The organism is Streptomyces sp. NPDC048484 (assembly GCF_040651415.1).
In the GTDB taxonomy this organism is placed as follows: Bacteria; Actinomycetota; Actinomycetes; order Streptomycetales; family Streptomycetaceae; genus Streptomyces.
The window spans coordinates 273,252-296,441 of record NZ_JBEZJY010000004.1 but is presented as its reverse complement, the minus strand read 5'-3'; the positions used below and the strand labels follow the sequence as shown (position 1 = coordinate 296,441).

Sequence of the window (23,190 nt, the reverse complement as noted above, 5' to 3'; positions counted from 1 at the left end):
CCCTGACCCGGCTGGGCTACCCGCACTCTTCCGCCCGTGCCAGCAACAGCTCCCGCTCCCGCTCGTTGCGCGTGAGCGACGCCGCGCGTTCGAACTCGGCCCGCGCCTCCCCCGCACGGCCGAGCCGCGCCAACAGATCCCCGCGCACGCTGGGCAGCAAGTGGTAGTCGCGCAGGGCGGGTTCGGCGGTGAGGGCGTCCACGATGGCCAGGGCGGGCTCCGGCCCCTCGGCCATCGAGACGGCGACGGCACGGTTGAGCTCGACGACCGGGGACGCGGTCCGGGCGGCGAGCAGGCCGTACAGCGTCGCGATCCGGGCCCAGTCGGTCTCCTCGTACGTGTGGGCGTGGGCGTGGCACGCGGCGATGGCGGCCTGGAGGACGTACGGCCCGGGGCCGCCGCCCGCGCCACCCAGGACGCCCGCGCCGCCCGCGACCCCGGCGGACACGGCCTCGGCGCGGGCGAGGGCGGCGAAACCGCGGCGGATGAGGAGCCGGTTCCAGCGGGCCCGGCTCTGGTCCTTGAGCAGCACAAGCCGGCCCGACGGCCCGGTCCGTGCGGCCGACCGCGACGTCTGGAGCTCCAACAGCGCGGCCAGCCCGTGCACTTCGGGCTCCTTGGGCATCAACTCGGCCAGCACGCGGGCGAGCCGCAGAGCGTCCTCGCAGAGTGCGGGACGCAGCCAGTCGTCGCCGGCCGTGGCGGCGTACCCCTCGTTGAAGATCAGGTAGATGACCTCCAGTACGGAACCGAGCCGGGCCTCGCGTTCGGGCCCGTACGGCACCTCGAAGGGGACGCCCTTCGCGGCGAGAGTCCGTTTGGCGCGCACGATGCGCTGGGCGACGGTCTTCTCGGGGGTGAGGCAGGCGCGGGCGATCTCGACGGTGGTCAGCCCGCCGAGCAGCCGCAGGGTGAGGGCGATGCGCGCCTCGGCGGACAGCACGGGGTGGCAGGCGGTGAAGACCAGCCGCAGCAGGTCGTCGTCGATGTCGTCCGGGTCGGCCGGCTCGTCGACGTGCCCGTGCCCATGCGGCGCGGACGTCTCCAGGTCGCGCCCCATCTCCGCGAGCTTGTGCGCGTACCGCTCCCGTCGCCGTACGAGGTCGATCGCCCGGTGCTTGGCGGTGGTCATGAGCCACGCCCCGGGATTGCCCGGCACCCCGTCCCGGGGCCACTGCTCAAGCGCCGCGACCAGCGCGTCCTGGGCCAGCTCCTCCGCGATCCCGACGTCCCGCACGATGCGCGCGACCCCGGCGATGATGCGGGGCGACTCGATGCGGAAGACGGTTTCGATGGCTTGGTCGGGAGCGGAGGCCCGACCGGCGGCGGAGGCGGAGGCCCGACCGGGGCCGGAGACGTGGTCGGGGGCGGCGGCGTGGTCGGGAGCGGAGGCGTCCGCCGGGGCGGGGGTGTCTGGCGTCACGCTGCACCATCAGACACCCCCGGGCCCGTACAGCCAAGGCTCGACTCGGCTCAGCTCCGCTCAGCCTTCGACGATCTCCCGTACCTCGCAGGTCACCGTCCAGTGGGCCTCGTGGATCTGGAGGAACCGCTTGGTCCACTCGACCGCCTCGGCCCGGTCCTTGGCCTGCAGCATCGCGTACCCGCCGACGACCTCCTTGGCCTCGGTGAACGGCCCGTCGGTGACGGACAGCTCGCCGCCCTCCCACCGCACCCGCGCCCCCTCCGCGGTCGGCTTCAGCCCCGAGGTGTCCAGCAGCACCCCGGCCTTCGTCATCTCCTCGATCAGCTCCCCCATCCGCTCCATCAGCGCGTCGCTCGGTCCCTCGGCGGGCGCGGTCTGCTCGTCGATACGGATCATCGACAGGTAGCGAGGCATGGTGACTCCCTGAGTTCATCGGTATGGAGGCGGGGCTCGTCCCGCCTCTACCCATACGTCGAACGGCAGACGACGGGATCGACATGCTCGCGGGATTTCCTGAGAATTTTTTCCCTACTTCAGCGACTCCCACAGCTCTGCCGCCTCCGGCTCCTCCGCCACCACCCGGTTGGGGTCGGACAGGGCGGGGATGACCGGCATCGTCACGGTCTCCATGCTCGTGCTGGAGAGGGACCGCAGGCTCTGGCCCAGGTCCACCAGTTCGGACAGGGAGTTGAGGCCCGTGTCCGTGGTGAGGCTGCTGGTGAGTGCGTCGGCGACCGTGTAGAGGCGGGTGGGGCTGGCGAGGAGGTCGGTGGAGGAGACCTGGTCGAGGAGCGCCTTCACCAGTTTCTGCTGGAGGCCTATGCGGCCGAGGTCGCTGCCGTCGCCTATGCCGTGCCGGGTGCGGGCGAAGGCCAGGGCCTGTGTGCCGTCGAGGTGGTGGGTGCCCGCCTCCAGTTCGAGGTGGCTGTCCTCGTCGGAGATGTCCTCGTCCGTAGTCACCGTGACTCCGCCCAGCGCGTCCACCAGGTCGGCGAAACCGGCGAAGTCGATCTCGATGTAGTGGTCCATGCGGACGTTCGTCATGGTCTCCACCGTCTTGACGGCGCAGACGGGCCCGCCGGTCGAGTACGCGCTGTTGAACATCACGCTGTACGCCATCGGCGTCGAGCCGCCCGAGGACTGCGGGCAGGAGGGGCGCGTGACGAGGGTGTCGCGCGGGATGCTCACGACGGTCGCCTCCGAACGGCCCTCGTCGACGTGGACGATCATCGCCGTGTCGGAGCGGGCTCCCTCACTGCTGCCGCCGCCGAGTTCCTTGTTGCGCTCGCCGCCGCGCGAGTCCGAGCCGAGGACGAGGATGTTGAGCGCGCCGCTGGGCAGCGGGCTCGCGGAGGCCGTCACGGTGCCCGTGGGAGTCGTCATCGCCCTGGGCGGCCGGTCGTCGCCGAGTGCGCTGTCGATGTCGACGCTCTTGATGTTGTGATTCAGCTGCCAGTAGGCCCAGGCCGCCCCGGCCACCGAGACGACGAGCGCGCAGCCGACGGCGACGCCCGCCGCCTTGAAAAGCCGTGACCGGCCCGACCAACCCGACCGGGCCAGTCGGACCGGTCGGACCGGCCAACCCGACCATCGTGGCCGTCGTTCCTCGCCGCGTCTCGCGGCATCCCCGTCCCCGGCCCCGCGTTCGTCTTCTCCGCTCACAGGGCAGAACATAAGTCCGAATTATTACCAGGAGGAACCACTTCTCGGTTTTCCTTCGGAAACTCTCAGATTTCGTTGAGTTTTCTCAGACGCCGGCCTTCGAAACTTTCGACGTCCCGGCACCGTTCACGACCGGCGCGGCGCCAGTTATGAACTGGTGCGGTGCCGGTCACGACGGCGGCGCCGTACTGCTCCGGACCACCAGGCTCGTCGCCAGCTCGACCCGGGTGGCCGTCGAGGGGCGCTCCGAGCGGCCCAGGTCCAGTACGAGCCGGGCCGCCGCCTCGGCCATCTCCGTGAGCGGCTGGCGCACGGTGGTGAGCGGCGGGCCGACCCAGCGGGCCACCGGCAGGTCGTCGAAGCCGACGACGCTGAGGTCCTCCGGTACGCGAAGGCCCAGCTCACGGGCGGCCTCGTACAGGCCGAGGGCCTGGAGGTCGTTGCCCGCGAACACGGCCGTCGGACGGTCCGGCAGCTTCAGCAGTTCGAGCCCGTTCCGGTAACCGCTCTCGTGGTGGAAGTTGCCGGTGCGCACGAGCGCCGGGTCGACCGGCAGCCCGGCCGTGTCCAGCGCCGCCCGGTACCCGTCGAGCCGGGCCCGGCTGCACATCATCCGCGAGGGCCCGCTGATCACGCCGATGCGGTGGTGGCCGAGGTCGGCGAGATGGCGGGTGGCCGCGAGCCCGCCCTGCCAGTTGGTGGCGCCGACGGACGGCACGTCGTCACCGGGGTCGCCCGCCGGATCGACCACCACGAACGGGATGGCGCGGCTGGTCAGCAGCGCCCGCTGGGACTCGTCGAGCCCGCTGAGGACCAGTACGACACCGTACGGGCGGCGCGCGGCGACCTGGTCGGCCCAGGTGCGCCCGGGGGTGAGCCGGCCCGCGCTCTCGGACAGGACGACGCTCAGCCCCTCGTCCCGCGCCACGTTCTCCACGCCCCGGATGACCTCCATCGCCCACGCGCTCTCCAGTTCGTGGAAGACAAGGTCGATGAGCGGCGACCGGGACGCCTCGGCCCGGCGGCGCCGATAGCCGTGGTGGCGCAGCAGTTCCTCGACCCGGGTCCGGGTCGAGGGGGCCACATCGGCGCGGCCGTTGAGCACCTTCGAAACAGTCGGGGCCGAGACTCCCGCCTCGCGGGCGATCTCAGCGAGCGTCGCTGACTGGGCTACAGCGGGATTCGGGCGAGTCATGAACGGGATCGTATCCCTGCGCGACCTCTTGACGAAGCCCTTCGACCGCCATACGTTCCCGGAACATTCGACGTACCACCCGAAACATTCGTGCCGTGAGCGTGCCACGCAGGCGAGCGAGCCGCAGAAGAAGAGGTGCTGTCATGGAGTCGATCAGCGGGCGGTCCAACGACGGGCAGCCCACGGGCCGAGGCCCGAGCGACGGCTTGAGCGGGAGTTCGGGCGACGGTGGGGGCTTGAGCGAGAGCTCGGGCGGAGGCCTGGGCGGCCGCACCTTCAGCAGGCGCTGGGTCCTGGGCGCCGGTGCCACCACCCTGCTCACCACCGGCCTCACCGCCTGCGGCTCCGGCGACGGTTCCGGTGGGGGCGGCAGCACGATCAACGCCTTCACGTACGGGGACGACGCGGTGAAGGTCCAGGCGGCGGCCGTCGAACGCTTCAACAAGTCCGCCGCGGGCAAGGCCGCCAAGGGCAAGGTGAAGCTGGTGAAGGTCCCCGGTGCGGACTACACGTCCAAGCTCCGCACGGCGATGGGCTCCCCGAGCGCCCCCGACGTCTTCTTCAACTGGGGCGGCGGCTCCATCAAGGACTACCAGGAGGCGAAGCAACTCGTCGATCTGACCGACACCATCGAGGGCGACCCGGCCCTGAAATCGGGCTTCCTGCCCTCGGTGCTCGCGGCGGGCGGACTCGGCGGCCGCAAGTACGGGATACCCATGCGCGGTATGCAGCCGGTCATCCTCTTCTACAACAAGTCGGTCTTCGCCGAGCACAAGCTCCAGCCGCCCGCCACCTGGGCCGAGTTGCAGGACATCAACACCAAGCTGAAGGCCGCGAAGATCACCCCGTTCGCGCTCGGCGGCGCGGACACCTGGACCGAGCTGATGTGGGTGGAGTACCTGGTCGACCGCATCGGCGGTCCGCAGGTCTTCGCGAAGATCCAGGAGGGCGACACGTCCGCCTGGGGTGACCCGGCCGTCCTCAAGGCCGCCGAGACGGTCAAGGAACTCATCGACGACGGTGCGTTCGGGTCGAAGTTCAGCTCGGTGTCGTACGTCAACGGCGGCGCCCCCGCGGTCTTCGCCAAGGGCAAGGCGGCGATGCACCTGATGGGTTCGTGGGAGTACTCGACGCAGCTCGGCAAGTTCCCGTCCTTCGCCAAGAACAACCTGGGCTGGTGCGCGTTCCCCACGGTCGAGGGCGGCACCGGCGACATCCGCAACGTCGTCGGCAACCCGACCAACTACTGGTCGATCAACTCCCGTACGGGGAACAAGGACGCCGCGATCGCCTTCCTGAAGGACTGCGCCTCGGAGACGTACGCCAAGGCGCTGATCGCCAACGGGGACATCCCGACGACGTCCAACGCGGCCAAGCTGCTCGAAGCCTCGCCCAACCCGGAGTTCGCGAAGTTCCAGTACGAGCTGGTCGAGAAGGCACCCGCCTTCACGCTCTCCTGGGACCAGGCGCTCGGCGCGGACATCGCGACCCCGATGCTCACCGAGATCAACAAGCTGTTCGTCGGGAAGTCCTCGCCGGGCGAGTTCGTGTCGGCGCTCAAGGAGCTGAAGTGAGCGCACCGAGCCCCACCAAGGCCCCGGTGGGAAGCCCGGCCGCGGAGCGCGGAAGGCCCGAAGAGTCCAGGAGGCCCCGGAAGAAGTCCCGTGCCTCCACCGTCGGCCGCCCGCACGCCGTCTGGGCGCTGCCCGGCGTCCTCTTCTTCGCGTTCTTCGCCGTGGTCCCGATGGGCCTGGCCTTCTACCTCTCCTTCACCAGCTGGGACGGCCTGGGCGACCCGCAGCTCGTCGGTTTCGACAACTGGCAGAAGCTGGTCGACGACGACCGGATGGTCCAGTCCCTGTGGCTCACCGTCCTGCTGACGGTGGTGAGCTGGGCCTTCCAGACGGTGATCGCCCTGCTGCTCGGCGTCTGGGCGGCGGGCGGCCAGCGCAACCGGGCGGTGCTGTCCGCGGTCTTCTTCGTCCCGTTCCTGCTCTCCTCGACGGCGATCGCGCTGCTCTTCTACGCCCTGCTCGATCCGAACTTCGGCATCATCCGGGAGAACATCCTGGGCTCCTCCAGCGGCGCGTTCCTCGCGATCGTCTTCGTCGGCGCCTGGCAGTTCATCCCCTTCCACGCCCTGATCTACCAGGGCGGGGCCCGTCAGATACCCGAGGTCCTCTACCAGGCGGCGGCGATCGACGGGGCGGGCCGCTACCGCCAGTTCTTCTCGATCACGCTTCCGCAGCTGCGCCACACCATCACGACGTCCACGGTCCTGATGGTCGTCGGCTCGCTCACCTACTTCGAGACCGTGCTGATCCTCACCAAGGGCGGCCCGGGCACCGACACCGCGATCCTGCCGTACCTGATGTACGAAGCGGGCTTCAAGAGCTACGACTTCGGCTACGCGAGCGCCATCGCGTCCTTCCTGGTGCTGGTCGCCACGGGACTGTCCCTGATCCTCGTGCGGCTGACCGGCTTCGGCAGCATGCGCAGCACCCGCGAAGGGATGTGACGGAGTGTCACGCGATACGTTGCCCCGTCCGGGGCCCCGCCCGGGCCCGCGTCCCGTCAAGGCCGGGGCCGGGGCCGGGGCCGGGGCCGGGGCCGGGGCCGGGGCCGGGGAGCAGCCCACCGGCCCGCTCCCGCCCCCGTCGCGCCGCCGCCGGCACTGGACGAAGCGCGCCAACCCGCTCGCGGGGCTCGGCTCGGTCATCTGGCTCGCGATCGTCGTCATCCCGCTCTACGCGATGCTGTCGGCCTCGCTCACCAGCCAGGACAAGGCACTCACCGGCAACCCGCTGAACCCGCCCACGAGTCCGACGCTCGACAACTACAACACCGTGCTGCACAGCGGCTTCGGCCATCTGCTCAGCAACACGGCGATCGTGGCCGTCGCGGTCGTGGCCATCGTCCTCGGCCTCTCCGTCCCGCTCGCGTACGTCGCCGTCCGCACCCGTAACCGCTGGTCGGGCCTGGCCTTCCGGCTCTTCCTGCTCGGCGTCGCGATCCCGGCCCAGGCGGTCGTCATCCCCCTGTACCTCGTCATCGCCAAACTCGACCTGTACGACAGCCTGCTGGCGGTCATCCTGCCGACGGCGGCCTTCGCGATGCCGGTCTCGGTGCTCGTCCTCGTGGGCACCCTGCGGGACGTCTCGGAGGAACTGTACGAGGCGATGGCCCTGGACGGTGCCTCGCCGCAGCGGATGCTGTTCCAGCTCACCGTCCCGATGGCCAAGGGCGGCATCAGCACGGTCGTCATCTACTCGGCGCTCCAGGCCTGGAACGGCTTCCTCTTCCCGCTGATCTTCACCCAGTCCGACGAACCGCGCGTCCTCACCCTCGGGCTCTTCAACTACGTCAGCCAGTTCGGCGTGAACATTCCCGCCCTGCTGGCCTCCGTCGTCCTCTCCGGCGTGCCGATCTTCGCCGTCTACCTGGTGGCCCGCCGCGCCCTGGTCGGCGGCCTGATGGGCGTGGGCGGAAAGTGAACCCACCCGCCCCCGCCCCTGCTCCCGGCCCCGACTCTGACAGGAGTTTCATGACCACCGCTCCCTGGCGTGATCCCGCCCTGCCCGCCGACGCCCGGGCCGACGACCTGGTCGCCCGGATGACCCTGGAGGAGAAGACCGCCCAGCTGTACGGCGTGTGGGTGGGCGCCGCCACGGACGGCAACGGAGTCGCCCCGCACCAGGAGGAGATGACCTCGGACTTCGACTGGGACGAGATGATCACCCAGGGCCTGGGCCAGCTCACCCGCTCGTTCGGTACGGCCCCCGTGGACCCCGCGCTGGGCGCGCAGGCCCTTGCCCGCGCCCAGCGCCGGATCAGCGAGGCGGGCCGCTTCGGCATCCCGGCCGTCGCCCACGAGGAGTGCCTCGCCGGATTCACGGCGTGGGGCGCCACCGCGTATCCCGTTCCGCTGGCCTGGGGCGCCTCCTTCGATACGGCCCTGGTGGAGGAGATGGCCCGCCGGATCGGCCAGGACCTCGCCTCCGTCGGCGTCCACCAGGGCCTCGCCCCCGTCCTGGACGTCGTACGGGACCCCCGGTGGGGCAGGGTCGAGGAGACCATCGGCGAGGACCCGTACCTCGTCGGCACGATCGGCGCGGCCTACGTCCGCGGCCTTGAGTCCGCCGGAGTCGTCGCCACGCTCAAGCACTTCGCGGGGTACGCCTCCTCGGCGGGCGCCCGCAACCTCGCCCCCGTACGGGCGGGTGTGCGCGAGTTCGCCGACATCACCCTGCCTCCGTTCGAGTTCGCGCTGCGCGAGGGCGGGGCCCGCTCCGTGATGGCCGCGTACACGGACACGGACGGCGTGCCCGCCTCCGCGGACCCGTACCTGCTGACCGAACTCCTGCGGGAGCAGTGGGGGTTCGCCGGAACAGTCGTCAGCGACTACTTCGGCGTCGGCTTCCTGCAGACCCTGCACCGGATCGCGGGCACCGAGGCGGGGGCCGCCCACGCGGCCCTGGCAGCGGGCGTGGACGTCGAACTGCCGACGGTCCGCTGCTACGGGGATCCGCTGGTCGAGGCGGTACGGGCCGGTGACGTCCCGGAGTCCCTGGTGGACCGGGCGGCGGCCCGCGTCCTGCGCCAGAAGTGCGATCTTGGCCTGCTGGACGAGGACTGGAGCCCGGAGCCCACGGGCCCGATCGACCTGGACTCGACCGCGAACCGCGTCCTGGCCCGCCGCCTGGCCGAGGAGTCCGTGGTCCTCCTCTCCAACCCGGACGGCCTGCTCCCCCTCGCCCCCGACACCCGGATCGCCGTGGTCGGCCCGCGGGCCGCCGACGCCCTGGCCATGCTGGGCTGCTACTCCTTCCCGTCCCATGTGGGCATCGACCACCCGGACCTGCCGATGGGCATCGAGATCCCCACGCTTCTGGAGTCCCTGCGCACGGAACTCCCCGACGCCAAGATCGCGTTCACCGAGGGCTGCGACACCACCGACCCGGACACCTCCGGCTTCGGGGAGGCCGTCGCGCGCTCCACCGAGGCGGACGTCTGCGTGGCCGTGCTCGGCGACCGGGCGGGCCTCTTCGGCCGGGGCACCTCGGGCGAGGGCTGCGATGTGGCGGACCTGCAACTCCCGGGAGTCCAAGCCCAGTTGCTGGATGCCCTGACCGCCACGGACACCCCCGTCGTACTGGTCCTGCTCACCGGCCGCCCGTACGCGCTGGGCCGCTGGCACGACCGACTGGCCGCCACGGTCCAGGCGTTCTTCCCCGGCGAGGAGGGCGGCCCGGCGGTGTCAGGCGTCCTGTCGGGCCGCGTGAACCCCTCGGGCAGGCTCCCCGTCAGCGTCCCGCAGTCCCCCGGCGGCCAGCCGTGGACCTATCTCCAGCCCCCGCTGGGCCTGGCCGGCGAGGTCAGCAACCTCGACCCGACCCCGCTCCACCCCTTCGGCCACGGCCTCGGCTACACGGACTTCACCTGGGAGGACACGGACGACCGCCACGCGGAGACAACCACGGACGAGCCGTACGACGTCTCCGTCACGGTCCGCAACACGGGCCCCCGCGAAGGCACGGAGATCGTCCAGCTCTACCTGCACGACCCGGTGGCCCGGGTGACCCGCCCGGACGTCCGCCTCATCGGCTACCACCGCCTGACCCTGCCCCCCGGAGAAGCCCGCCGGGTCACCTTCCACTTCCACCCGGACCTGTCGTCCTTCACCGACCGCACGGGCCGGCGCATCGTGGAACCGGGCGCCCTGGAACTGCGCCTGTCCAGCTCCAGCACCGACACCCACCACACGACCCACCTGACCCTGACCGGCCCGGAACGCCACCTGGGCCCAGCCCGCCGGCTGTCCTGCCCGACAACGGCCTCTTAGGGGCGTGAGGGGAACGGCGCGATCTTCTAGCTTTCGACCTTCCAGCTTTCGACGGACTCGAACCGCCACCGATGAACAGCTCGGGCAACCAGCCCATCAGCCGGCTCCGGCAGTTCGGGAAGCTCGGCATCCAACGAGGCATCCCACCACGTGATGACGAGCACCCGCTCTCCCGGAGCCCGCAGGATCTCCCGGCGCAGGGGCCGCGCCGGGAGGTCCTGCTCCCGAACCCAGGCGAGCAGTTCCTCCCCCCGCCCGTCGGCGGCCCGCGCCTCCCACATCAGAGCGACGGTCATGAGTACAGGTTGTCCTTGCTGACCTCATGCACGTGATCGTGATCGTGGGAGTGGGAACGCCCCGGCACATGCGGATCCGTCACAGGAAGCGACGAATCCGCCGACAGATCCCAGTCGGAGGCGGCCCGCCCACGGGCCACCATCTCAGCCCCGAGCGCGGCGACCATCGCCCCGTTGTCCGTGCACAGCTTGGGCCGCGGCACCCGCAGCCGGATCCCCGCGGCCTCGCACCGCTCCTGGGCCAGCACCCGCAGCCGCGAGTTCGCGGCCACGCCGCCACCGATCATCAGATGGTCGACACCCTCGTCACGGCAGGCCCGTACGGCCTTGCGCGTCAGCACATCCACCACCGCCTCCTGGAAGGACGCGGCCACATCCCGCACCGGCACCTCCTCGCCCGCCGCCCGCTTGGCCTCGATCCATCGCGCCACGGCCGTCTTGAGCCCGGAGAAGGAGAAGTCGTAGGCGGCGTCGCGCGGTCCGGTGAGCCCTCGCGGGAAGGCGATGGCGGTCGGGTCGCCCTCCTTCGCGTACCGGTCGATGACCGGCCCGCCCGGGAAGCCGAGATTCAGCACCCGCGCGATCTTGTCGAAGGCCTCGCCGGCCGCGTCGTCGATGGTCGCGCCCATCGGTCGTACATCGCTCGTGATGTCCGAGGACAGCAGCAGCGAGGAGTGGCCGCCGGAGACGAGCAGGGCCATCGTCGGCTCGGGCAGCGCGCCGTGCTCCAGCTGGTCCACACAGATGTGGGACGCCAGGTGATTCACGCCGTACAGCGGCTTCCCCAGCGCGTACGCGTACGTCTTCGCCGCCGACACTCCCACGAGCAGCGCGCCCGCGAGCCCCGGACCCGCGGTGACGGCGATGCCGTCCAGGTCCTTCGCGCTGACGCCCGCCTCCTTCAGTGCCCGCTCGATGGTCGGCACCATCGCCTCCAGGTGCGCGCGGGAAGCGACTTCCGGCACCACACCCCCGAAGCGCGCGTGCTCGTCCACGCTGGAGGCGATCGCGTCCGCGAGGAGGGTCGTGCCCCGGACGATGCCGACGCCGGTCTCGTCGCAGGAGGTCTCGATGCCGAGGACGAGAGGTTCGTCAGCCATTGGTCTCGGTTCCTTGTACGGAAGTTGACGGGTCGTTGAGGCGCATCACGAGGGCGTCCACGTTCCCCGGCTGGTAGTAGCCGCGCCGGAAACCGATCGGCTCGAAGCCGAAGCGCTCGTAGAGTTTTTGGGCGCGGATGTTGTCGACACGGCATTCGAGCAGCACCTCGGCGCACTCGAAGGCGGTCGCGGCCCGGAGCAGTTCGGTCAGTATCAGCGCGCCGAGCCCGGTGCCCCAGTGTTCCCGGGCGACAGCGATGGTCTGTACGTCACCGGTGTCCCCGGCGGCGGCCAGCCCGCCGTACCCGACGATCCGTGCGCCGTCCCTGACCCCGGCCTCAGCCCCGGCCTCAGCCCCGGGCCTGGGCTCGCCCCCGACCTCGGCCACGACGTACCGCCGGGTCGCCGCCGGGCCACGCGCGTGGGCGAGGTCGGACCAGAACATGCCCCGCGACCAGGCGTCCTCGGGGAAGAGGTCCTTCTCCAGCTCCAGCACGGGCTCGATGTCCCACCAGCGCATCTCACGCAGCACCGCGGTCGTCACTTGGGGGTGACCACCTTGTAGTTCTTGGGCACCTGGGCGTCGGGCCGGCGCAGATAGAGGGGCCGCGGCGCCTCCAGTTCCTCGCCCGCCGCCAGCCTCTCCGCGGCCAGGGACGCGAGCGAGGCCGCCGAGACGTGCTCGGGCGCGCGGGCGTCCGGGAAGGTGTCGGGGTAGAGCAGCGCGCCCGCGCCCACCGCGGGCAGCCCGCCGATGTCCAGGTCCCCGGGCCGGTCCACGGCCGGCTCGGTGACCCGCGTACGGGAGTCGGCGTACCGCGCCCAGTAGACCTCTTTGCGCCGGGCGTCGGTCGCGACGACGAAGGGGCCCTCGATCCCGGCTTCGGCCTCGGTCCCGGCCGCGTACGCGAGCCCGTCCAGCGTGCACAGCCCGTGCACGGGGACTCCGAGCGCGAGCCCGAACGTGTCGGCGGTCATCAGGCCGACCCTGAGCCCGGTGTACGGGCCGGGGCCCACGCCGACGACGATGCCGGTGACGGCGTCGAGCCGCAGCCCGGCCTCGGTGAGCACCCGGTCGACGGCCGGCAGGAGCAGTTCCCCGTGCCGACGCGCGTCCACCTGGCTGGAGGCGGCGACGACGGACGTCCCGTCGTGCAGCGCGACGGTGACGGCGGGGGTGGCGGTATCCAGAGCGAGCAAGAGCACGCGAACAGCCTACGGCGCCCGGGCCCGGCGCACGGCCGCCTCAATCCGGCGGGGACCGACTGATAACGTCATACCGGCACAGCACGGACATATGACGTGCCGTACGGGATCGCGGGATCGTACGAGAGGTGGGCACCCAAGGTGGTTCGGAGCAGCTCGGAATTCGTGGCCGGGCTCACCGCGACGGCCCTCGCCGTGATCGGCTTTCACGCCTACCAGGCATCGGCGTACGCACCGGACGACCTGAACTCGCCGCGGGCCGCCGAGACCTCGCAGGCCGCCGCCGCGAAGGCGCCGCGGGACAGAAACCACCCGACGGCGCTGCCCACCCGTTCGGGCACCGGTCAGCGGGTCGTCTACTCACTGGACGACGACCGGGTGTGGCTGGTCGGCCGGGGCAACCGCGTCATGCGGACGTTCCGGATCAGCCCCGGCACGGTGGACCCGCCGCCGGACCGGTACGTCGTCACCTCACGCTCCGCCAAGAGCGTCGGCTCGGACGGCGCGGCCGTCGAACACGTGGTCCGCTTCGCGAACATGGACGGCATCCCGATCGGCTTCAGCGCCACGGCCGACGGCACGTACGTGCCCCCCGACCCCACCAAAAAACTGGGCGGCATCCGCCAGTCCCGAGAAAACGCCACAGCCATGTGGACCTTCGCAACAATCGGCGCACAGGTCATCGTGATCAGGTAGCGCACGGGGGCCCGCCTTCAGGGGCGGGGGGACCGGCGCGTTTTTAGGGGCGCGGGGAACTGCGCAATCTTTAAGGGGCGCGGGGAACTGCGCGACCAGCCACAGCGGACCCGCGGAATCCACTCGACACCAACGCGGAACCCCCCGCTAGGTCGCCCGCCGCCGCCCCGCACAAACCGCCGAATCCGAATCCGAAGCCGGCTCAGGCACAGGCACGGTCGCAGGCCCGGGCACAGTCGCAGGCACAGACAAAGCCGGCGGCACCGACACGGCCCGCGCAAACGCCCCCGCCGCGAGCAACTCGGCCATGGACACCCCATCCGGCCGCGAAGAACCACGTTCCGACGTAGACGTAGACATGGCGGCCTCCTGGGACTCGGCTCCGGGAGCAGACATGGTTAGGTACACCTAACCAACTCCTCCGTCCATGTGAACACGCCGAAGCCACCGGACGCAACATCTTCCCGACGCCTTGTCGGAACGTTGGGACGAACCTACGACCCCGAGGTCAGGCGAAGAGCCCGCCCAGCTCAGCCGCACGCGCACCCCACCGCTCCCCCACGCCGCGGAGCGTCACGTGCCGCACCTCATCCGTCGTGTCACCGACATCCGTCGTGTCACCGGCGGCCCGGTGAATCAACAAGTGCAGCCGATCGTCCGTCAGCTCCTCGACCTTCCCCTCGCCCCACTCCACGACGATCACGGAGTCGGACAGCGACACGTCGAGATCGAGGTCCTCCATCTCGTCGAGCCCTCCGCCCAGCCGGTACGCGTCCACGTGGACCAGGGGCGGCCCGTCACCGAGGGAAGGGTGCACGCGGGCGATCACGAAGGTCGGGGAGGTGACCGCGCCCCGGACACCGAGGCCCTCGCCGAGCCCGCGCGTCATGGTGGTCTTGCCCGCGCCCAGTTCGCCGGTGAGCATCACGAGGTCGCCGGCCCGCAGCATCTTGGCGAGCCTGCGGCCCAACTCCTTCATCTGCTCGGGCGAGTCCACGGTGATCTCGGCCATGGCGCCGGCCTGGGCCATGGCGCCGGTCTCGGTCATGGCGCCGGCCTGGGGAGGCTCCGAAGGTCCCGAGAGGTCAGCCGGGTTGCGCGGTGCTGCTGGTGCTTCCATAACCATCCACGGTAGCCCCTGCCGGGACGGCGCCGACGCGGGTGAGCAGGTCCGCGAGCCGGTCTATGACGACCTCCGGGTGTTCCAGCATCACCAGGTGCCCGGCGTCCGGGACGAGCACCAGCTCGGCGTCCGGCAGCAGATCGGCGATGGCCTCGCTGTGCTCACTCGGCGTCACCAGGTCCTTGACCCCGGCCAGTACGAGCAGGGGCAGGTCGGCGAAGTGGGCGAGCGCCTCGGTCTTGTCGTGATCGGTGAACGCCGGGTAGAACTCGGCGACCACATCGATCGGTGTGGCCTCGATCAGCCGCTCCGCGAACCGCGCGACCGCCGGGTCGATGTCCCTGGACGCGAACGAGTACCGCTTGATGATCCCCGCGAACAGTTCGGCGGTGGCCCGGCGTCCGCGCTCCACCAGCTCGGCCCGCTGCCCCAGCGCCTTCAGCACCCCGGGCAGTATCCGCCGCACCGCGTTGACGCCCGCGACCGGCAGCCCGAAGTTGACCTCGCCGAGCCGGCCGGACGACGTACCGACCAGCGCCACGCCGACCACGCGCTCACGGATCAGGTCCGGATACTGGTCGGCCAGGGCCATCATCGTCATGCCGCCCATCGAGTGACCGACGAGCACGAGCGGGCCCTCGGGCGCCGCCGCGTCGATGACGGCCTTCAGGTCCCGGCCCAGCTGGTCGATGGTGACCGGCAGGTCGTCCCTGGCCTGGGCCACGCCCCGCCCGGAACGGCCGTGGCTGCGCTGGTCCCAGTGGACGGTCCGCACGACACCGCGCAGCGCGGCCCGCTGGAAGTGCCAGGAGTCCTGGCTGAGGCAGTAGCCGTGGCTGAAGACGACGGTGACCGGGGCAGGCGCCTTGCGGCCGAAGAGCCGACGGCGGCGCGGGGCCAGGGTGGAGTCGGACTCCACCTCGTCGACCTCGTAGTACAGCTCGGTGCCGTCGTCCGCGGAGGCCTTGCCGGGCATGCCGCGCAGCGCCCCGTACGGACCGGCCGCGTCGAGGGCGAGCTTCGCCTTCCTGCGCATGCCGCGGCCGACCGTGAGCCGCTCGATCGCGACTCCGGCGGCGGCGCCCGCGGCGACCACGCCTATCGCCGCGCCGGCGATCCCCGCCCTGCGCCAGTTCGCGGCCCCGGCCGCGGAGACGGCCGAGGAGACGGCCGTGGCCGCTTCCACCGCTGCCTCCGCACTGCTCTCGCTCACGAACCGCTCCTCTTCGCCGGGGCCCTGCCCATGTCTGCCGTTGCCTGCTGCTGCCGCTGTGCCGTTACCTGCTGCTGCCGTCGGTGTCGCCGGTCAGCGCCACTGCCGCCGGTCACCGCCGCTGTGCCGTGCCCGGCACTCATGCGGATACCCCGCTTGTCACGCGTTCACGTTGTTACTCATTCACGTAGTTACTCATCCACGTAGTCATTCACGTAGACGCGGGGCACGCGGGTTCCGATGCGGGTGACGATTTCGTACGCGATCGTGCCCGAAGCCCGGGCCCAGTCCTCGGCGGTCGGCTCCCCGTGGCCGCCGGGCCCGAACAGGACCGCTCTGTCGCCGACCGACGGCTCGTCCCCGCCGAGGTCGACCACGAACTGGTCCATCGCGACCCGCCCCGCGACCGTCCGCCACTTGCCGCCCACGAGGACGGGTCCGGCGCCGGAGGCGTGGCGCGGAACGCCGTCCGCGTATCCGACGGGCACCAGGCCGAGCGTCGTGTGACCGGCCGTGACGTAGTGATGTCCGTAACTGACGCCGTGGCCCGCCGGCACGCGCTTCACCAGCGCGAGCGACGCCCAGAGCGTCATCACGGGACGCAGCCCGAGGTCGGCGGAGGTGCCCACCTCGGGGCTCGGCGAGATGCCGTACGTGGCGATCCCGGTCCGTACGAGATCGAAGTGGGCCGCGGGCAGCGTGAGCGTGGCGGGCGAGTTGGCGATGTGCCGCACCTCCGGGCGCAGGCCCTGCCCCTCTGCATGGGCCAGCATCTCGCGGAAGAGGGTGAGCTGTGCCTCGATGGAGGGGTGGCCCGGTTCGTCGGCACAGGCGAAGTGGGACCAGAGACCGGTGACGGTCACCAGGCCCTCGGCCTCGGCCCGCCGCGCCTCGGCGACCAGCCCGGGCCAGTCGGCGGACTGGCAGCCGCCCCGCCCGAGACCGGTGTCGGCCTTGAGCTGGACGCGGGCGGTACGGCCCGCCGCCCGCGCGGCCTGTACCGCCTCACGCAGGGCCCACATCCCGCTGATGCCCAGGTCCAGGTCGGCTTCGACGGCCTCCCGCCACGGGCCGCCCGGGGTCCACAGCCAGCACATGATCCGGCCCGGCAGACCGGCCGCGCGCAGGGCGAGAGCCTCTTCGGGGGTGGCCGTGCCCAGCCAGGTCGCACCCGCGTCCAGGGCCGCGCGGGCGCAGGGGACGGCCCCGTGTCCGTACGCGTCGGACTTGACCACCGTCATGAGGGCGGCGGCCGGCGCCTGGGCGCGCAGGGTCCGCACATTGGCCCTCAGGGCGGCCAGGTCGATCTCGGCGCAGGCACGCGCGGGTGCTGTCTCAGTCATCGCGCCCAGTGTCTCAGAGGGCTCCGACAAGCCCCTCACATGCCCGCCCGCGCCCTCGGTCGTGCCCTGGTCCGTGCCCCCAGCCCCGTCCTCAGCCTTGTCCTCAGAGCTTGACGTCCCGCCAGGCCGAGCGCACCGCCTCGGCCACATCGTGCGCCCCCACGGGCGCCCCCTTCGCCGCGAGCCGCCCCGCCAGTCCGTGGAGGTAGGCCCCCGCGCTGCCGGCGTCCAACGCGTCGAGCCCGGCGGCGAGCAGCGACCCGGTCAGTCCGGACAGCACGTCCCCGCTTCCCGCGGTGGCCAGCCAGCCGGTGCCGGTGGAGTTCACCCGGACGGGGCCCTCCCCCGGGGAGGCGATCAGCGTCGTCGACCCCTTCAACAGCACCGTCGCCCCGTACCGCTCGGCGAGTTCCCGTACGGACGTCAGCCGCGCCCCCTCGACCTCCTCCCGCGAGACACCGAGCAGCGCGGCGGCCTCTCCCGCGTGCGGTGTCAGCAGCGTGGGCGCGCGCCGAGCCCGTACGTCCGCACGGTCCGCGAGCCGCAGTCCGTCGGCGTCCACGAGCACGGGCACGTCCGTCTTGAGCACAGCCGCCACGGCATCGGCGTCGTCCCCGGCGCCGGGGCCCACGACCCACGCCTGCACCCGCCCGGCCCGCTCCGGAGAACCGGTGGACACCAGTGTCTCGGGGAACCACGCGATCACCGCGTCCCCCGCGGGCCCGACGTACCGTACGGCGCCGGCACCGCCGCGCAGGGCCCCGGCGACGGCCAGCACAGCCGCCCCCGGATAGCGGGAGGAGCCGGCCGCGATGCCCACGACCCCCCGCCGGTACTTGTCGCTCTCGGCGCCCGGCACGGGCAGCAGCGCGGCCACGTCGGCGTGCTGCAGCGCCTCGATCCCGGCCTCGCCGGGCAACGCGAGCCCGATGTCGACGAGCCGCACGGACCCCGCGTACTCCCGTCCGGGGTCGACGAGCAGTCCGGGTTTGTGGGTCCCGAAGGTGACGGTCAGGTCGGCTCGTACGGCGGCTCCGTGCACCTCGCCGGTGTCGGCCTCGATGCCACTCGGCAGGTCGACGGCGACGACGGGTGTACGGGTCTCGCCGATGATGTCGACGAGCGCGGCAGCGTCCGGGCGCAGGCCTCCCTTGCCGCCGATCCCGACGATGCCGTCCACGACGAGGTCGGCGCGGCGCAGCGGTTCTTCGGCTGCGTCCGGCCCCCGCACCACCCTCCCCCCGGCGCGGCACAGGGCCGCGAGGCCGTCGGGGTGGGTGCGGTCGGGGGTGAGCAGGACCGCCGTGACGCCCGCGCCGCGCCTGACCAGGCGGGCGCCGGCATACAGGGCGTCGCCCCCGTTGTCCCCGCTGCCCACGAGCAGCACGACCCGACTGCCGTAGACCCGCCCCAGCAACTCGGCGCAGGCCACGGCCAGTCCGGCCGCCGCCCGCTGCATCAACGTCCCGTCAGGAAGCCGTGCCATCAGCTCCCGCTCGGCCGCTCTCACCGTCTCCACGCTGTACGCAGTACGCATGGGATCGAGTGTCCCTCACGCTCCGCTCGTCGACAGCGGGTTGCACGTGGCTGGTCTCGCCCACGCGGCAGAGCCGCAGAGATCACCGGGGTATCCGACATGGATGTTCCTCAACCCCTCCCGCATCTAGACGCGCAATGCCTGGCGCCAGTGATCGGTGACGGTGTGGCGCAGCCGTGCGGTGTCGACGGCACGGGGGTCGAGGAGGCGTTGCAGTCCGATGCCGCGCAGCTGCCCGACGATCGCGACGGCGACATCGCCGGGCTCGGTGTCCGGACGTACGTCGCCGTCGGTGATCGCGGCGACGACATCGTCGCGCAGGTCGCGGCGGAATTCCTCGTCGCGCTCGCGGAAGATCGGGGCCAGGTAGGAGGCGGTGGCCGCTTCGGCCCACAGGAGCAGGAAAGCCCGCTGCATCGTGCCGGCGTCCCCGAGGGCGCCGACGTACCCGTCGATGAGTCGCAGGAGCCGGTCCAGTCCGGGCGGAAGGTCCGTGAGCCCGGGCACGAAGCCTGCTTGCGTCGAGCGGGCCAGCCACTCGAGCAGGGCCTGCTTGGACCCGAAGTGGTGGGTGACGATCCCGCGGCTGTAGCCGGCCCGTTCTCCCACCCGCGCCAGTGTCAGTGACCGCGCCCCCTGCTCGACGACCAGTTCGGCGGCGGCCTTCAGAAGTGCCGCTTCGGCCTGGGCCCGGCGTTCTTGTTGGGTACGGCGAGTGGTGGCCATGCGAACATTCTAACAAAAAAACTTGCGTGCTGAATGACAAGTATGTGAGGTTGGCATCTCCGAACAACCTTCCGACCTGTGCCCTGGAGCCTTGAATGATCGAGATCGAAGACCGCGACTTGGACGTCCTGCTCGCGGGGGACCCAGGCGGTCCGGTGGTGATGCTGAATCTCCTGCGTTTTCGCCCGGACGGCGGCATGGAGAGCTATCAGCGCTACGCCGACGCGCTCGGCGCGGGGATCAACGCGCGCTACGGGCTGCAGGTGGAGTACCTGGGCGCCGGCGGTCGTGCGCTGGTCGCCGAGGACGGGCAGGCCTGGGACATGGTCGTGCTGGTGCGCTACCCGAACCGGCAGGCGTTCGTGGACATGATCCGTGACCCCGAGTACCGCGCGGTGGCCCATCTGCGCAGCGAGGCGCTCGTCGAGGCAGTGCTGCAGCCGACCTCACCGATGGGAGTGTGAGCGGGGTGCCGGCCGTATTCGTCCATGGCAATCCCGAAACGGCGGCCATATGGGACCCGTTGCTCGCGGAGCTCGACCGCGCCGGTTCGCCGCGAGCCGGGCTGATCTGCCTCTCGCCACCCGGATTCGGCGCACCCCTGCCCGACGGGTTCGGCGCCACGGTCGGCGAGTACCGCGACTGGCTGATCGGAGCGCTGGAGGAGGTCGGGGAACCCGTCGACCTGGTCGGTCACGACTGGGGCGGCGCACACGTGGTGAATGTCGCCATCAGCCGACCGGACCTGCTGCGCAGCTGGGCGAGCGACGTCGTCGGGGCATTCGACCGGGACTACGTCTGGCATGAGTTGGCTCAGCGCTGGCAGACCCCTGGAGTCGGAGAAGCCGACGTCGCCGAGCGGTTCGGCGCAGCCGTCGAGACGCGCACCGCATCGCTCGTCGAGCGCGGGTTCAGCAGGCCGGTGGCCGAGCAGATCGCCACGGCGCAGGACGAGACGATGGGGCGAGCGATCCTCACGCTCTACCGCTCCGCCGCGCAACCGGTGATGGCCGAACTCGGCCATCAACTGGAGCACGCCTCGCAGCGGCCCGGCCTGGCCCTGATCGCCACCGCCGACCACATGGTGGGCACCGACCTGCAACGCCGGCGTGCGGCCCGTCGCGCGGGCGCCCGCGTCGACACCCTGGAGGGTCTCGGCCACTGGTGGATGGCCCAGGACCCAGCGCGCGGGGCCCGCGCGCTGACCGCGTTCTGGTCGAAGTGCTGACGGATCGGAAGCACCTCCCCGTCCACCGGGGTATGCCTTCGCCGAACCGGAGGGCCCCCAGCCGGAGGGCCCCCTGCCGAAGCGACGCCTGTCACCCGCCGAACATCTACTGGACGGCGGCTATCTCTCCGCCACCACCACCGCCGAAGCCACCCCGGCGTCATGGCTCAGCGAGACATGCCAAACCTGAACGCCCAGCTCGGCAGCGCGCGCGGCAACCGTCCCCGTAACCCGAAGCCGAGGCTGCCCACTCTCCTCGACATAGACCTCGGCATCGGTCCAGCGCAGCCCACCCGGCGCACCCAGCGCCTTGGCGAGCGCCTCTTTCGCCGCGAACCGGGCGGCGAGGGAGGCGACCCCGCGACGCTCCCCGCTGGGCAACAGCAACTCGCTCTCCAGGAACAGCCGTTCGGCCATCCCGGGCGTCCGCTCCAGCGACCTCGCGAACCGCTCGATCTCCGCCACGTCGATCCCGACGCCGATGATGCTCATCCGGGCACCCTATTCCCGGTCAGGCTCCACACCCGTCCTGAGCAGGTCCTCCGCTCGCTCGACCGTTCCGGCCCGGTCGAGCCAGTCGTCGAGGCGAGCATGGTCTGTACAAGTGGTGATGCGCTCGCGGACATCGTCCGAGATGGACAGCCGCCGTACTCCCAGCACGGCCAGAGTTCCCTTGGCCAGCCCCTGAGCCAGTCCTGCGGCATACCCTGACGCCCACGACTCAGCGTAACCCGGAGGCCACTTCTCGATCATGCCCCGCAGATACGCGACCTCCCCGGGAGCCAGGCCCTCCCGCTTGATGATCTCCTTGAACCTTGCGTGGAGTTCGGCCATGGCCTTCTCGGGTTGGAGCCCAAAGGCCATGGCCGCCGCGAGCGACATGGCAATGCCTGAGACTTCCTCTTGCAACTCCGGTTGCAACTCCGGGTCCAGGCTCTGCTGATTGTCTTGCAGGTCTGTCAACGCTCAGGCCTGTCCAGGACCGGTCCCGGGAACCGCCGGGTCCTCGGCGAACAGGTCCTCGGCCTCTGTGGCTGTCAGGGAACGGTCGAACCACAAGGCGAGGATGTCGAGGTCAGCGCACGAGGTAATGCGCTCCCGTGTCACCCCGGGGACGGGGATGCCGCGCTTCTCCAGAACGCGCAGGATCAGCGAGGCACGATCTTCGGCCTTACCTTCGGCCTTACCCTCGGCCTGGCCCTCGGCCTTGGCTTCCAGGTAGATCCTCTCCCGGAGCGTCCCTCGACCGGGGAAGTAGATAACGACCGACATGATTTCCTGCCATTTCTTTCCGGCTGGGGTGCTACCCAGGTTGATTTCCAGGAACTCGACGAAGTACTCGACTGTCTCGGGGTCCGATTCTCGGAGTTCTCGAAGGACAATGCCGATCACCTCCAGTATGGCCCCGCACTCCGGATTGCGGGCGTGGGCCACGGCAGAGAGCACGGCCAGCGCGAGCTTCTTCGCCACAGTTCTGGCGTCGGTGATCACCGGCAGATTGTCCGGCCCGGCGACCAGCGGATACAACCGCAGTGCCGTCCATCCGCCCGTGCCGCAATCGAAGGGGCCGACCGCCCACTTGGCCGTAGCCCGGTCCTGACAGACCACCAGAAGCAGCACGGGCAGGCGGTACTTGGCCTGGAGGAAGGCAATGTAGTAGGACCAACTCGCCACTTTGCCTACGACCTTGCCCGACTGCGCCTCAATGGCGAGCAGGAACTCCTCACCGTCGGACGTGCTGATGTGCAGGACGGTGTCCACGCGTCGTTCCAGCGGCTTGGTCTCCGTCACGTCCGTGGTGACGGCGTCCACGGTCGCCTTCATTGACAACGGGACACCCAGTTCCCCGAACACGGGAGCCAGGATCTCGGGCCGCTCCTGAAAGATGCGGTGCATGCCCTCGTGAGCTGATGTGACCATGTGTGCCACCTAAGCGGATCAAAAGATGGATTGTGTGGGTGATCGGGACGCGTTCACCCATTCGAGCGGCGGAGAAACGTTCACGCCGCCGCACCCAACTCGCACCACACGTACTTGCCTCGGCTGCCGTCCCTGACCAGCGGATACCAGCCCCACACATCGGCGCAGGACTTGACGAGGGCGAGCCCACGCCCCTCCTCCGCCAGGTCCAGCCGGCCACCCAGCAGGCACGGCGGTTCCGGCGGTTCCGGGTCGGCATCCCAGACACCGATCCGCAGCACACCCGCCGACCAGCGCACCCGGAGGGCGGCGGGACCCTTGGTGTGACGTACGGCGTTGGAGACAAGCTCGGCGGCAAGGAGTTCGGCGACGTCGACGAGGTGGATCAACCCGTGCATGGTCAGGATCAGACGGAGGGTACGGCGGCTGATGGTGACGGCCCGGAGGTCGTTGGGGATATAGAGGGAGTACTCACAGGGCGCGTCGGTCGCGTTTTCGGGCATGCGGCAACTCCGGTTGGCGTGGTGGGGGCTGGAGAGGCGCGGCGATGGCGGGCGGTGGCAGTTTCGCAGCCGTCGTGGCAGGACGGAGTGGTGCGCTTCCGGGGTCCCGGCAATTCGCAGCGTGTGCGTCGCGTCACCGACAGTAGGGCTAACTAGTAATCCAGAGCAAGCTGA

At 70.9% G+C, this 23,190-nt stretch carries 24 protein-coding genes; 7 read left to right on the top strand and 17 right to left on the bottom strand.

All coding sequences use genetic code 11. From position 1 onward, the window contains the following. Positions 1 to 16 precede the first annotated feature (16 nt). The 4 genes from AB0D14_RS06190 to AB0D14_RS06175 all read right to left on the bottom strand — a co-directional run bounded on the left by AB0D14_RS06190 (position 17) and on the right by AB0D14_RS06175 (position 4,283). Positions 17 to 1,294 carry a DUF6596 domain-containing protein gene (locus tag AB0D14_RS06190; RefSeq protein WP_362775383.1) on the bottom strand — a complete coding sequence of 426 codons (1,278 nt, stop codon included), beginning with the start codon at positions 1,292 to 1,294 and terminating at the stop codon, positions 17 to 19. Positions 1,295 to 1,483: 189 nt separating this feature from the next. Then, positions 1,484 to 1,840, bottom strand: a complete 357-nt coding sequence (locus tag AB0D14_RS06185; RefSeq protein ID WP_362775329.1) for a YciI family protein — start codon at positions 1,838 to 1,840, stop codon at positions 1,484 to 1,486. A gap of 114 nt (positions 1,841 to 1,954) precedes the next feature. After that, positions 1,955 to 3,088, bottom strand: a complete 1,134-nt coding sequence (locus AB0D14_RS06180) for an LCP family protein (RefSeq protein ID WP_362775327.1) — start codon at positions 3,086 to 3,088, stop codon at positions 1,955 to 1,957. A 169-nt stretch (positions 3,089 to 3,257) separates the two neighbouring features. Beyond that, complete coding sequence (locus tag AB0D14_RS06175; protein ID WP_362775326.1) at positions 3,258 to 4,283, bottom strand: LacI family DNA-binding transcriptional regulator; 1,026 nt, start codon at positions 4,281 to 4,283, stop codon at positions 3,258 to 3,260. A gap of 236 nt (positions 4,284 to 4,519) precedes the next feature. Between AB0D14_RS06175 and AB0D14_RS06170 the strand changes: the two genes are divergently transcribed. From AB0D14_RS06170 to AB0D14_RS06155, 4 genes are all read left to right on the top strand, one after another. Continuing rightward, a complete protein-coding gene (locus AB0D14_RS06170; protein ID WP_362775324.1) occupies positions 4,520 to 5,857 on the top strand; it encodes an extracellular solute-binding protein in 1,338 nt (445 codons plus the stop codon). Positions 5,858 to 5,985: 128 nt separating this feature from the next. Beyond that, a complete protein-coding gene (locus AB0D14_RS06165) occupies positions 5,986 to 6,801 on the top strand; it encodes a sugar ABC transporter permease (RefSeq protein ID WP_362775381.1) in 816 nt (271 codons plus the stop codon). Positions 6,802 to 6,820: 19 nt separating this feature from the next. Beyond that, complete coding sequence (locus tag AB0D14_RS06160; protein ID WP_362775322.1) at positions 6,821 to 7,777, top strand: carbohydrate ABC transporter permease; 957 nt, start codon at positions 6,821 to 6,823, stop codon at positions 7,775 to 7,777. 50 nt (positions 7,778 to 7,827) lie between these two features. Further along, entirely contained in the window at positions 7,828 to 10,125 is a 2,298-nt protein-coding gene (locus AB0D14_RS06155; RefSeq protein WP_362775320.1) for a glycoside hydrolase family 3 N-terminal domain-containing protein, read from the top strand. Positions 10,126 to 10,151: 26 nt separating this feature from the next. Here the strand turns inward: AB0D14_RS06155 and AB0D14_RS06150 are convergent, their stop codons facing one another. From AB0D14_RS06150 to tsaB, 4 genes are read right to left on the bottom strand one after another with little or no spacing between them, the layout of a single operon-like run. After that, positions 10,152 to 10,421, bottom strand: coding sequence for a hypothetical protein (locus AB0D14_RS06150; RefSeq protein WP_362775319.1), 270 nt, complete (start codon positions 10,419 to 10,421; stop codon positions 10,152 to 10,154). Continuing rightward, positions 10,418 to 11,521 carry a tRNA (adenosine(37)-N6)-threonylcarbamoyltransferase complex transferase subunit TsaD gene (gene tsaD, locus AB0D14_RS06145; protein ID WP_362775317.1) on the bottom strand — a complete coding sequence of 368 codons (1,104 nt, stop codon included), beginning with the start codon at positions 11,519 to 11,521 and terminating at the stop codon, positions 10,418 to 10,420. The genes AB0D14_RS06150 and tsaD overlap by 4 nt, the downstream gene beginning before the upstream one ends. After that, positions 11,514 to 12,041, bottom strand: coding sequence for a GNAT family N-acetyltransferase (locus AB0D14_RS06140; RefSeq protein ID WP_362775379.1), 528 nt, complete (start codon positions 12,039 to 12,041; stop codon positions 11,514 to 11,516). Before AB0D14_RS06140 ends, tsaD begins: the two co-directional genes overlap by 8 nt. 20 nt (positions 12,042 to 12,061) lie before the next feature. Next, positions 12,062 to 12,727: a tRNA (adenosine(37)-N6)-threonylcarbamoyltransferase complex dimerization subunit type 1 TsaB gene (gene tsaB / locus AB0D14_RS06135; RefSeq protein WP_362775316.1), complete on the bottom strand. Its 666-nt coding sequence runs from the start codon at positions 12,725 to 12,727 to the stop codon at positions 12,062 to 12,064. 141 nt (positions 12,728 to 12,868) lie between these two features. On the opposite strand from tsaB, the gene AB0D14_RS06130 reads away from it, so the two are divergent. Next, a complete protein-coding gene (locus AB0D14_RS06130) occupies positions 12,869 to 13,423 on the top strand; it encodes a hypothetical protein (protein ID WP_362775314.1) in 555 nt (184 codons plus the stop codon). 508 nt (positions 13,424 to 13,931) lie between these two features. Here AB0D14_RS06130 and tsaE read toward each other — a convergent pair. The 5 genes from tsaE to AB0D14_RS06105 all read right to left on the bottom strand — a co-directional run bounded on the left by tsaE (position 13,932) and on the right by AB0D14_RS06105 (position 19,365). Continuing rightward, entirely contained in the window at positions 13,932 to 14,543 is a 612-nt protein-coding gene (gene tsaE / locus AB0D14_RS06125; RefSeq protein WP_362775312.1) for a tRNA (adenosine(37)-N6)-threonylcarbamoyltransferase complex ATPase subunit type 1 TsaE, read from the bottom strand. Continuing rightward, positions 14,509 to 15,759, bottom strand: coding sequence for an alpha/beta hydrolase (locus AB0D14_RS06120; RefSeq protein ID WP_362775311.1), 1,251 nt, complete (start codon positions 15,757 to 15,759; stop codon positions 14,509 to 14,511). Before AB0D14_RS06120 ends, tsaE begins: the two co-directional genes overlap by 35 nt. Positions 15,760 to 15,950: 191 nt before the next feature. Then, entirely contained in the window at positions 15,951 to 17,102 is a 1,152-nt protein-coding gene (gene alr, locus AB0D14_RS06115; protein WP_362775309.1) for an alanine racemase, read from the bottom strand. A 103-nt stretch (positions 17,103 to 17,205) separates the two neighbouring features. Continuing rightward, positions 17,206 to 18,639, bottom strand: coding sequence for an NAD(P)H-hydrate dehydratase (locus AB0D14_RS06110; RefSeq protein ID WP_362775307.1), 1,434 nt, complete (start codon positions 18,637 to 18,639; stop codon positions 17,206 to 17,208). Between the two features lie 126 nt (positions 18,640 to 18,765). After that, the gene (locus AB0D14_RS06105) at positions 18,766 to 19,365 is read right to left on the bottom strand and encodes a TetR/AcrR family transcriptional regulator (protein ID WP_362775306.1); all 600 of its coding nucleotides are present in this window, start codon (positions 19,363 to 19,365) and stop codon (positions 18,766 to 18,768) included. A gap of 95 nt (positions 19,366 to 19,460) precedes the next feature. Here AB0D14_RS06105 and AB0D14_RS06100 point away from each other — a divergent pair, with 95 nt between their 5' ends. Both AB0D14_RS06100 and AB0D14_RS06095 read left to right on the top strand, forming a co-directional pair. Beyond that, positions 19,461 to 19,829, top strand: a complete 369-nt coding sequence (locus tag AB0D14_RS06100; protein WP_362775304.1) for a DUF1330 domain-containing protein — start codon at positions 19,461 to 19,463, stop codon at positions 19,827 to 19,829. Next, positions 19,826 to 20,593, top strand: coding sequence for an alpha/beta fold hydrolase (locus AB0D14_RS06095; protein WP_362775302.1), 768 nt, complete (start codon positions 19,826 to 19,828; stop codon positions 20,591 to 20,593). The genes AB0D14_RS06100 and AB0D14_RS06095 overlap by 4 nt, the downstream gene beginning before the upstream one ends. 120 nt (positions 20,594 to 20,713) lie before the next feature. Here the strand turns inward: AB0D14_RS06095 and AB0D14_RS06090 are convergent, their stop codons facing one another. The 4 genes from AB0D14_RS06090 to AB0D14_RS06075 all read right to left on the bottom strand — a co-directional run bounded on the left by AB0D14_RS06090 (position 20,714) and on the right by AB0D14_RS06075 (position 23,016). Next, positions 20,714 to 21,085, bottom strand: coding sequence for a holo-ACP synthase (locus AB0D14_RS06090; protein ID WP_362775300.1), 372 nt, complete (start codon positions 21,083 to 21,085; stop codon positions 20,714 to 20,716). A 9-nt stretch (positions 21,086 to 21,094) separates the two neighbouring features. After that, positions 21,095 to 21,556, bottom strand: coding sequence for a hypothetical protein (locus tag AB0D14_RS06085; RefSeq protein ID WP_362775299.1), 462 nt, complete (start codon positions 21,554 to 21,556; stop codon positions 21,095 to 21,097). A 3-nt stretch (positions 21,557 to 21,559) separates the two neighbouring features. After that, the gene (locus AB0D14_RS06080) at positions 21,560 to 22,513 is read right to left on the bottom strand and encodes a hypothetical protein (protein WP_362775298.1); all 954 of its coding nucleotides are present in this window, start codon (positions 22,511 to 22,513) and stop codon (positions 21,560 to 21,562) included. A gap of 80 nt (positions 22,514 to 22,593) precedes the next feature. After that, the gene (locus AB0D14_RS06075; RefSeq protein WP_362775297.1) at positions 22,594 to 23,016 is read right to left on the bottom strand and encodes an ATP-binding protein; all 423 of its coding nucleotides are present in this window, start codon (positions 23,014 to 23,016) and stop codon (positions 22,594 to 22,596) included. Between the last annotated feature and the right edge of the window lie 174 nt (positions 23,017 to 23,190).

Coding starts and splice junctions, on each gene's coding strand:
- AB0D14_RS06185 (WP_362775329.1), bottom strand. CDS start 1,840: ATGCCTCGCTACCTGTCGATGATCCGTATCGACGAGCAGACCGCGCCC.
- AB0D14_RS06175 (WP_362775326.1), bottom strand. CDS start 4,283: ATGACTCGCCCGAATCCCGCTGTAGCCCAGTCAGCGACGCTCGCTGAG.
- AB0D14_RS06155 (WP_362775320.1), top strand. CDS start 7,828: ATGACCACCGCTCCCTGGCGTGATCCCGCCCTGCCCGCCGACGCCCGG.
- AB0D14_RS06150 (WP_362775319.1), bottom strand. CDS start 10,421: ATGACCGTCGCTCTGATGTGGGAGGCGCGGGCCGCCGACGGGCGGGGG.
- tsaD (WP_362775317.1), bottom strand. CDS start 11,521: ATGGCTGACGAACCTCTCGTCCTCGGCATCGAGACCTCCTGCGACGAG.
- AB0D14_RS06140 (WP_362775379.1), bottom strand. CDS start 12,041: ATGCGCTGGTGGGACATCGAGCCCGTGCTGGAGCTGGAGAAGGACCTC.
- tsaE (WP_362775312.1), bottom strand. CDS start 14,543: ATGGAAGCACCAGCAGCACCGCGCAACCCGGCTGACCTCTCGGGACCT.
- alr (WP_362775309.1), bottom strand. CDS start 17,102: ATGACTGAGACAGCACCCGCGCGTGCCTGCGCCGAGATCGACCTGGCC.
- AB0D14_RS06110 (WP_362775307.1), bottom strand. CDS start 18,639: ATGCGTACTGCGTACAGCGTGGAGACGGTGAGAGCGGCCGAGCGGGAG.
- AB0D14_RS06105 (WP_362775306.1), bottom strand. CDS start 19,365: ATGGCCACCACTCGCCGTACCCAACAAGAACGCCGGGCCCAGGCCGAA.
- AB0D14_RS06100 (WP_362775304.1), top strand. CDS start 19,461: ATGATCGAGATCGAAGACCGCGACTTGGACGTCCTGCTCGCGGGGGAC.
- AB0D14_RS06090 (WP_362775300.1), bottom strand. CDS start 21,085: ATGAGCATCATCGGCGTCGGGATCGACGTGGCGGAGATCGAGCGGTTC.
- AB0D14_RS06080 (WP_362775298.1), bottom strand. CDS start 22,513: ATGGTCACATCAGCTCACGAGGGCATGCACCGCATCTTTCAGGAGCGG.
- AB0D14_RS06075 (WP_362775297.1), bottom strand. CDS start 23,016: ATGCCCGAAAACGCGACCGACGCGCCCTGTGAGTACTCCCTCTATATC.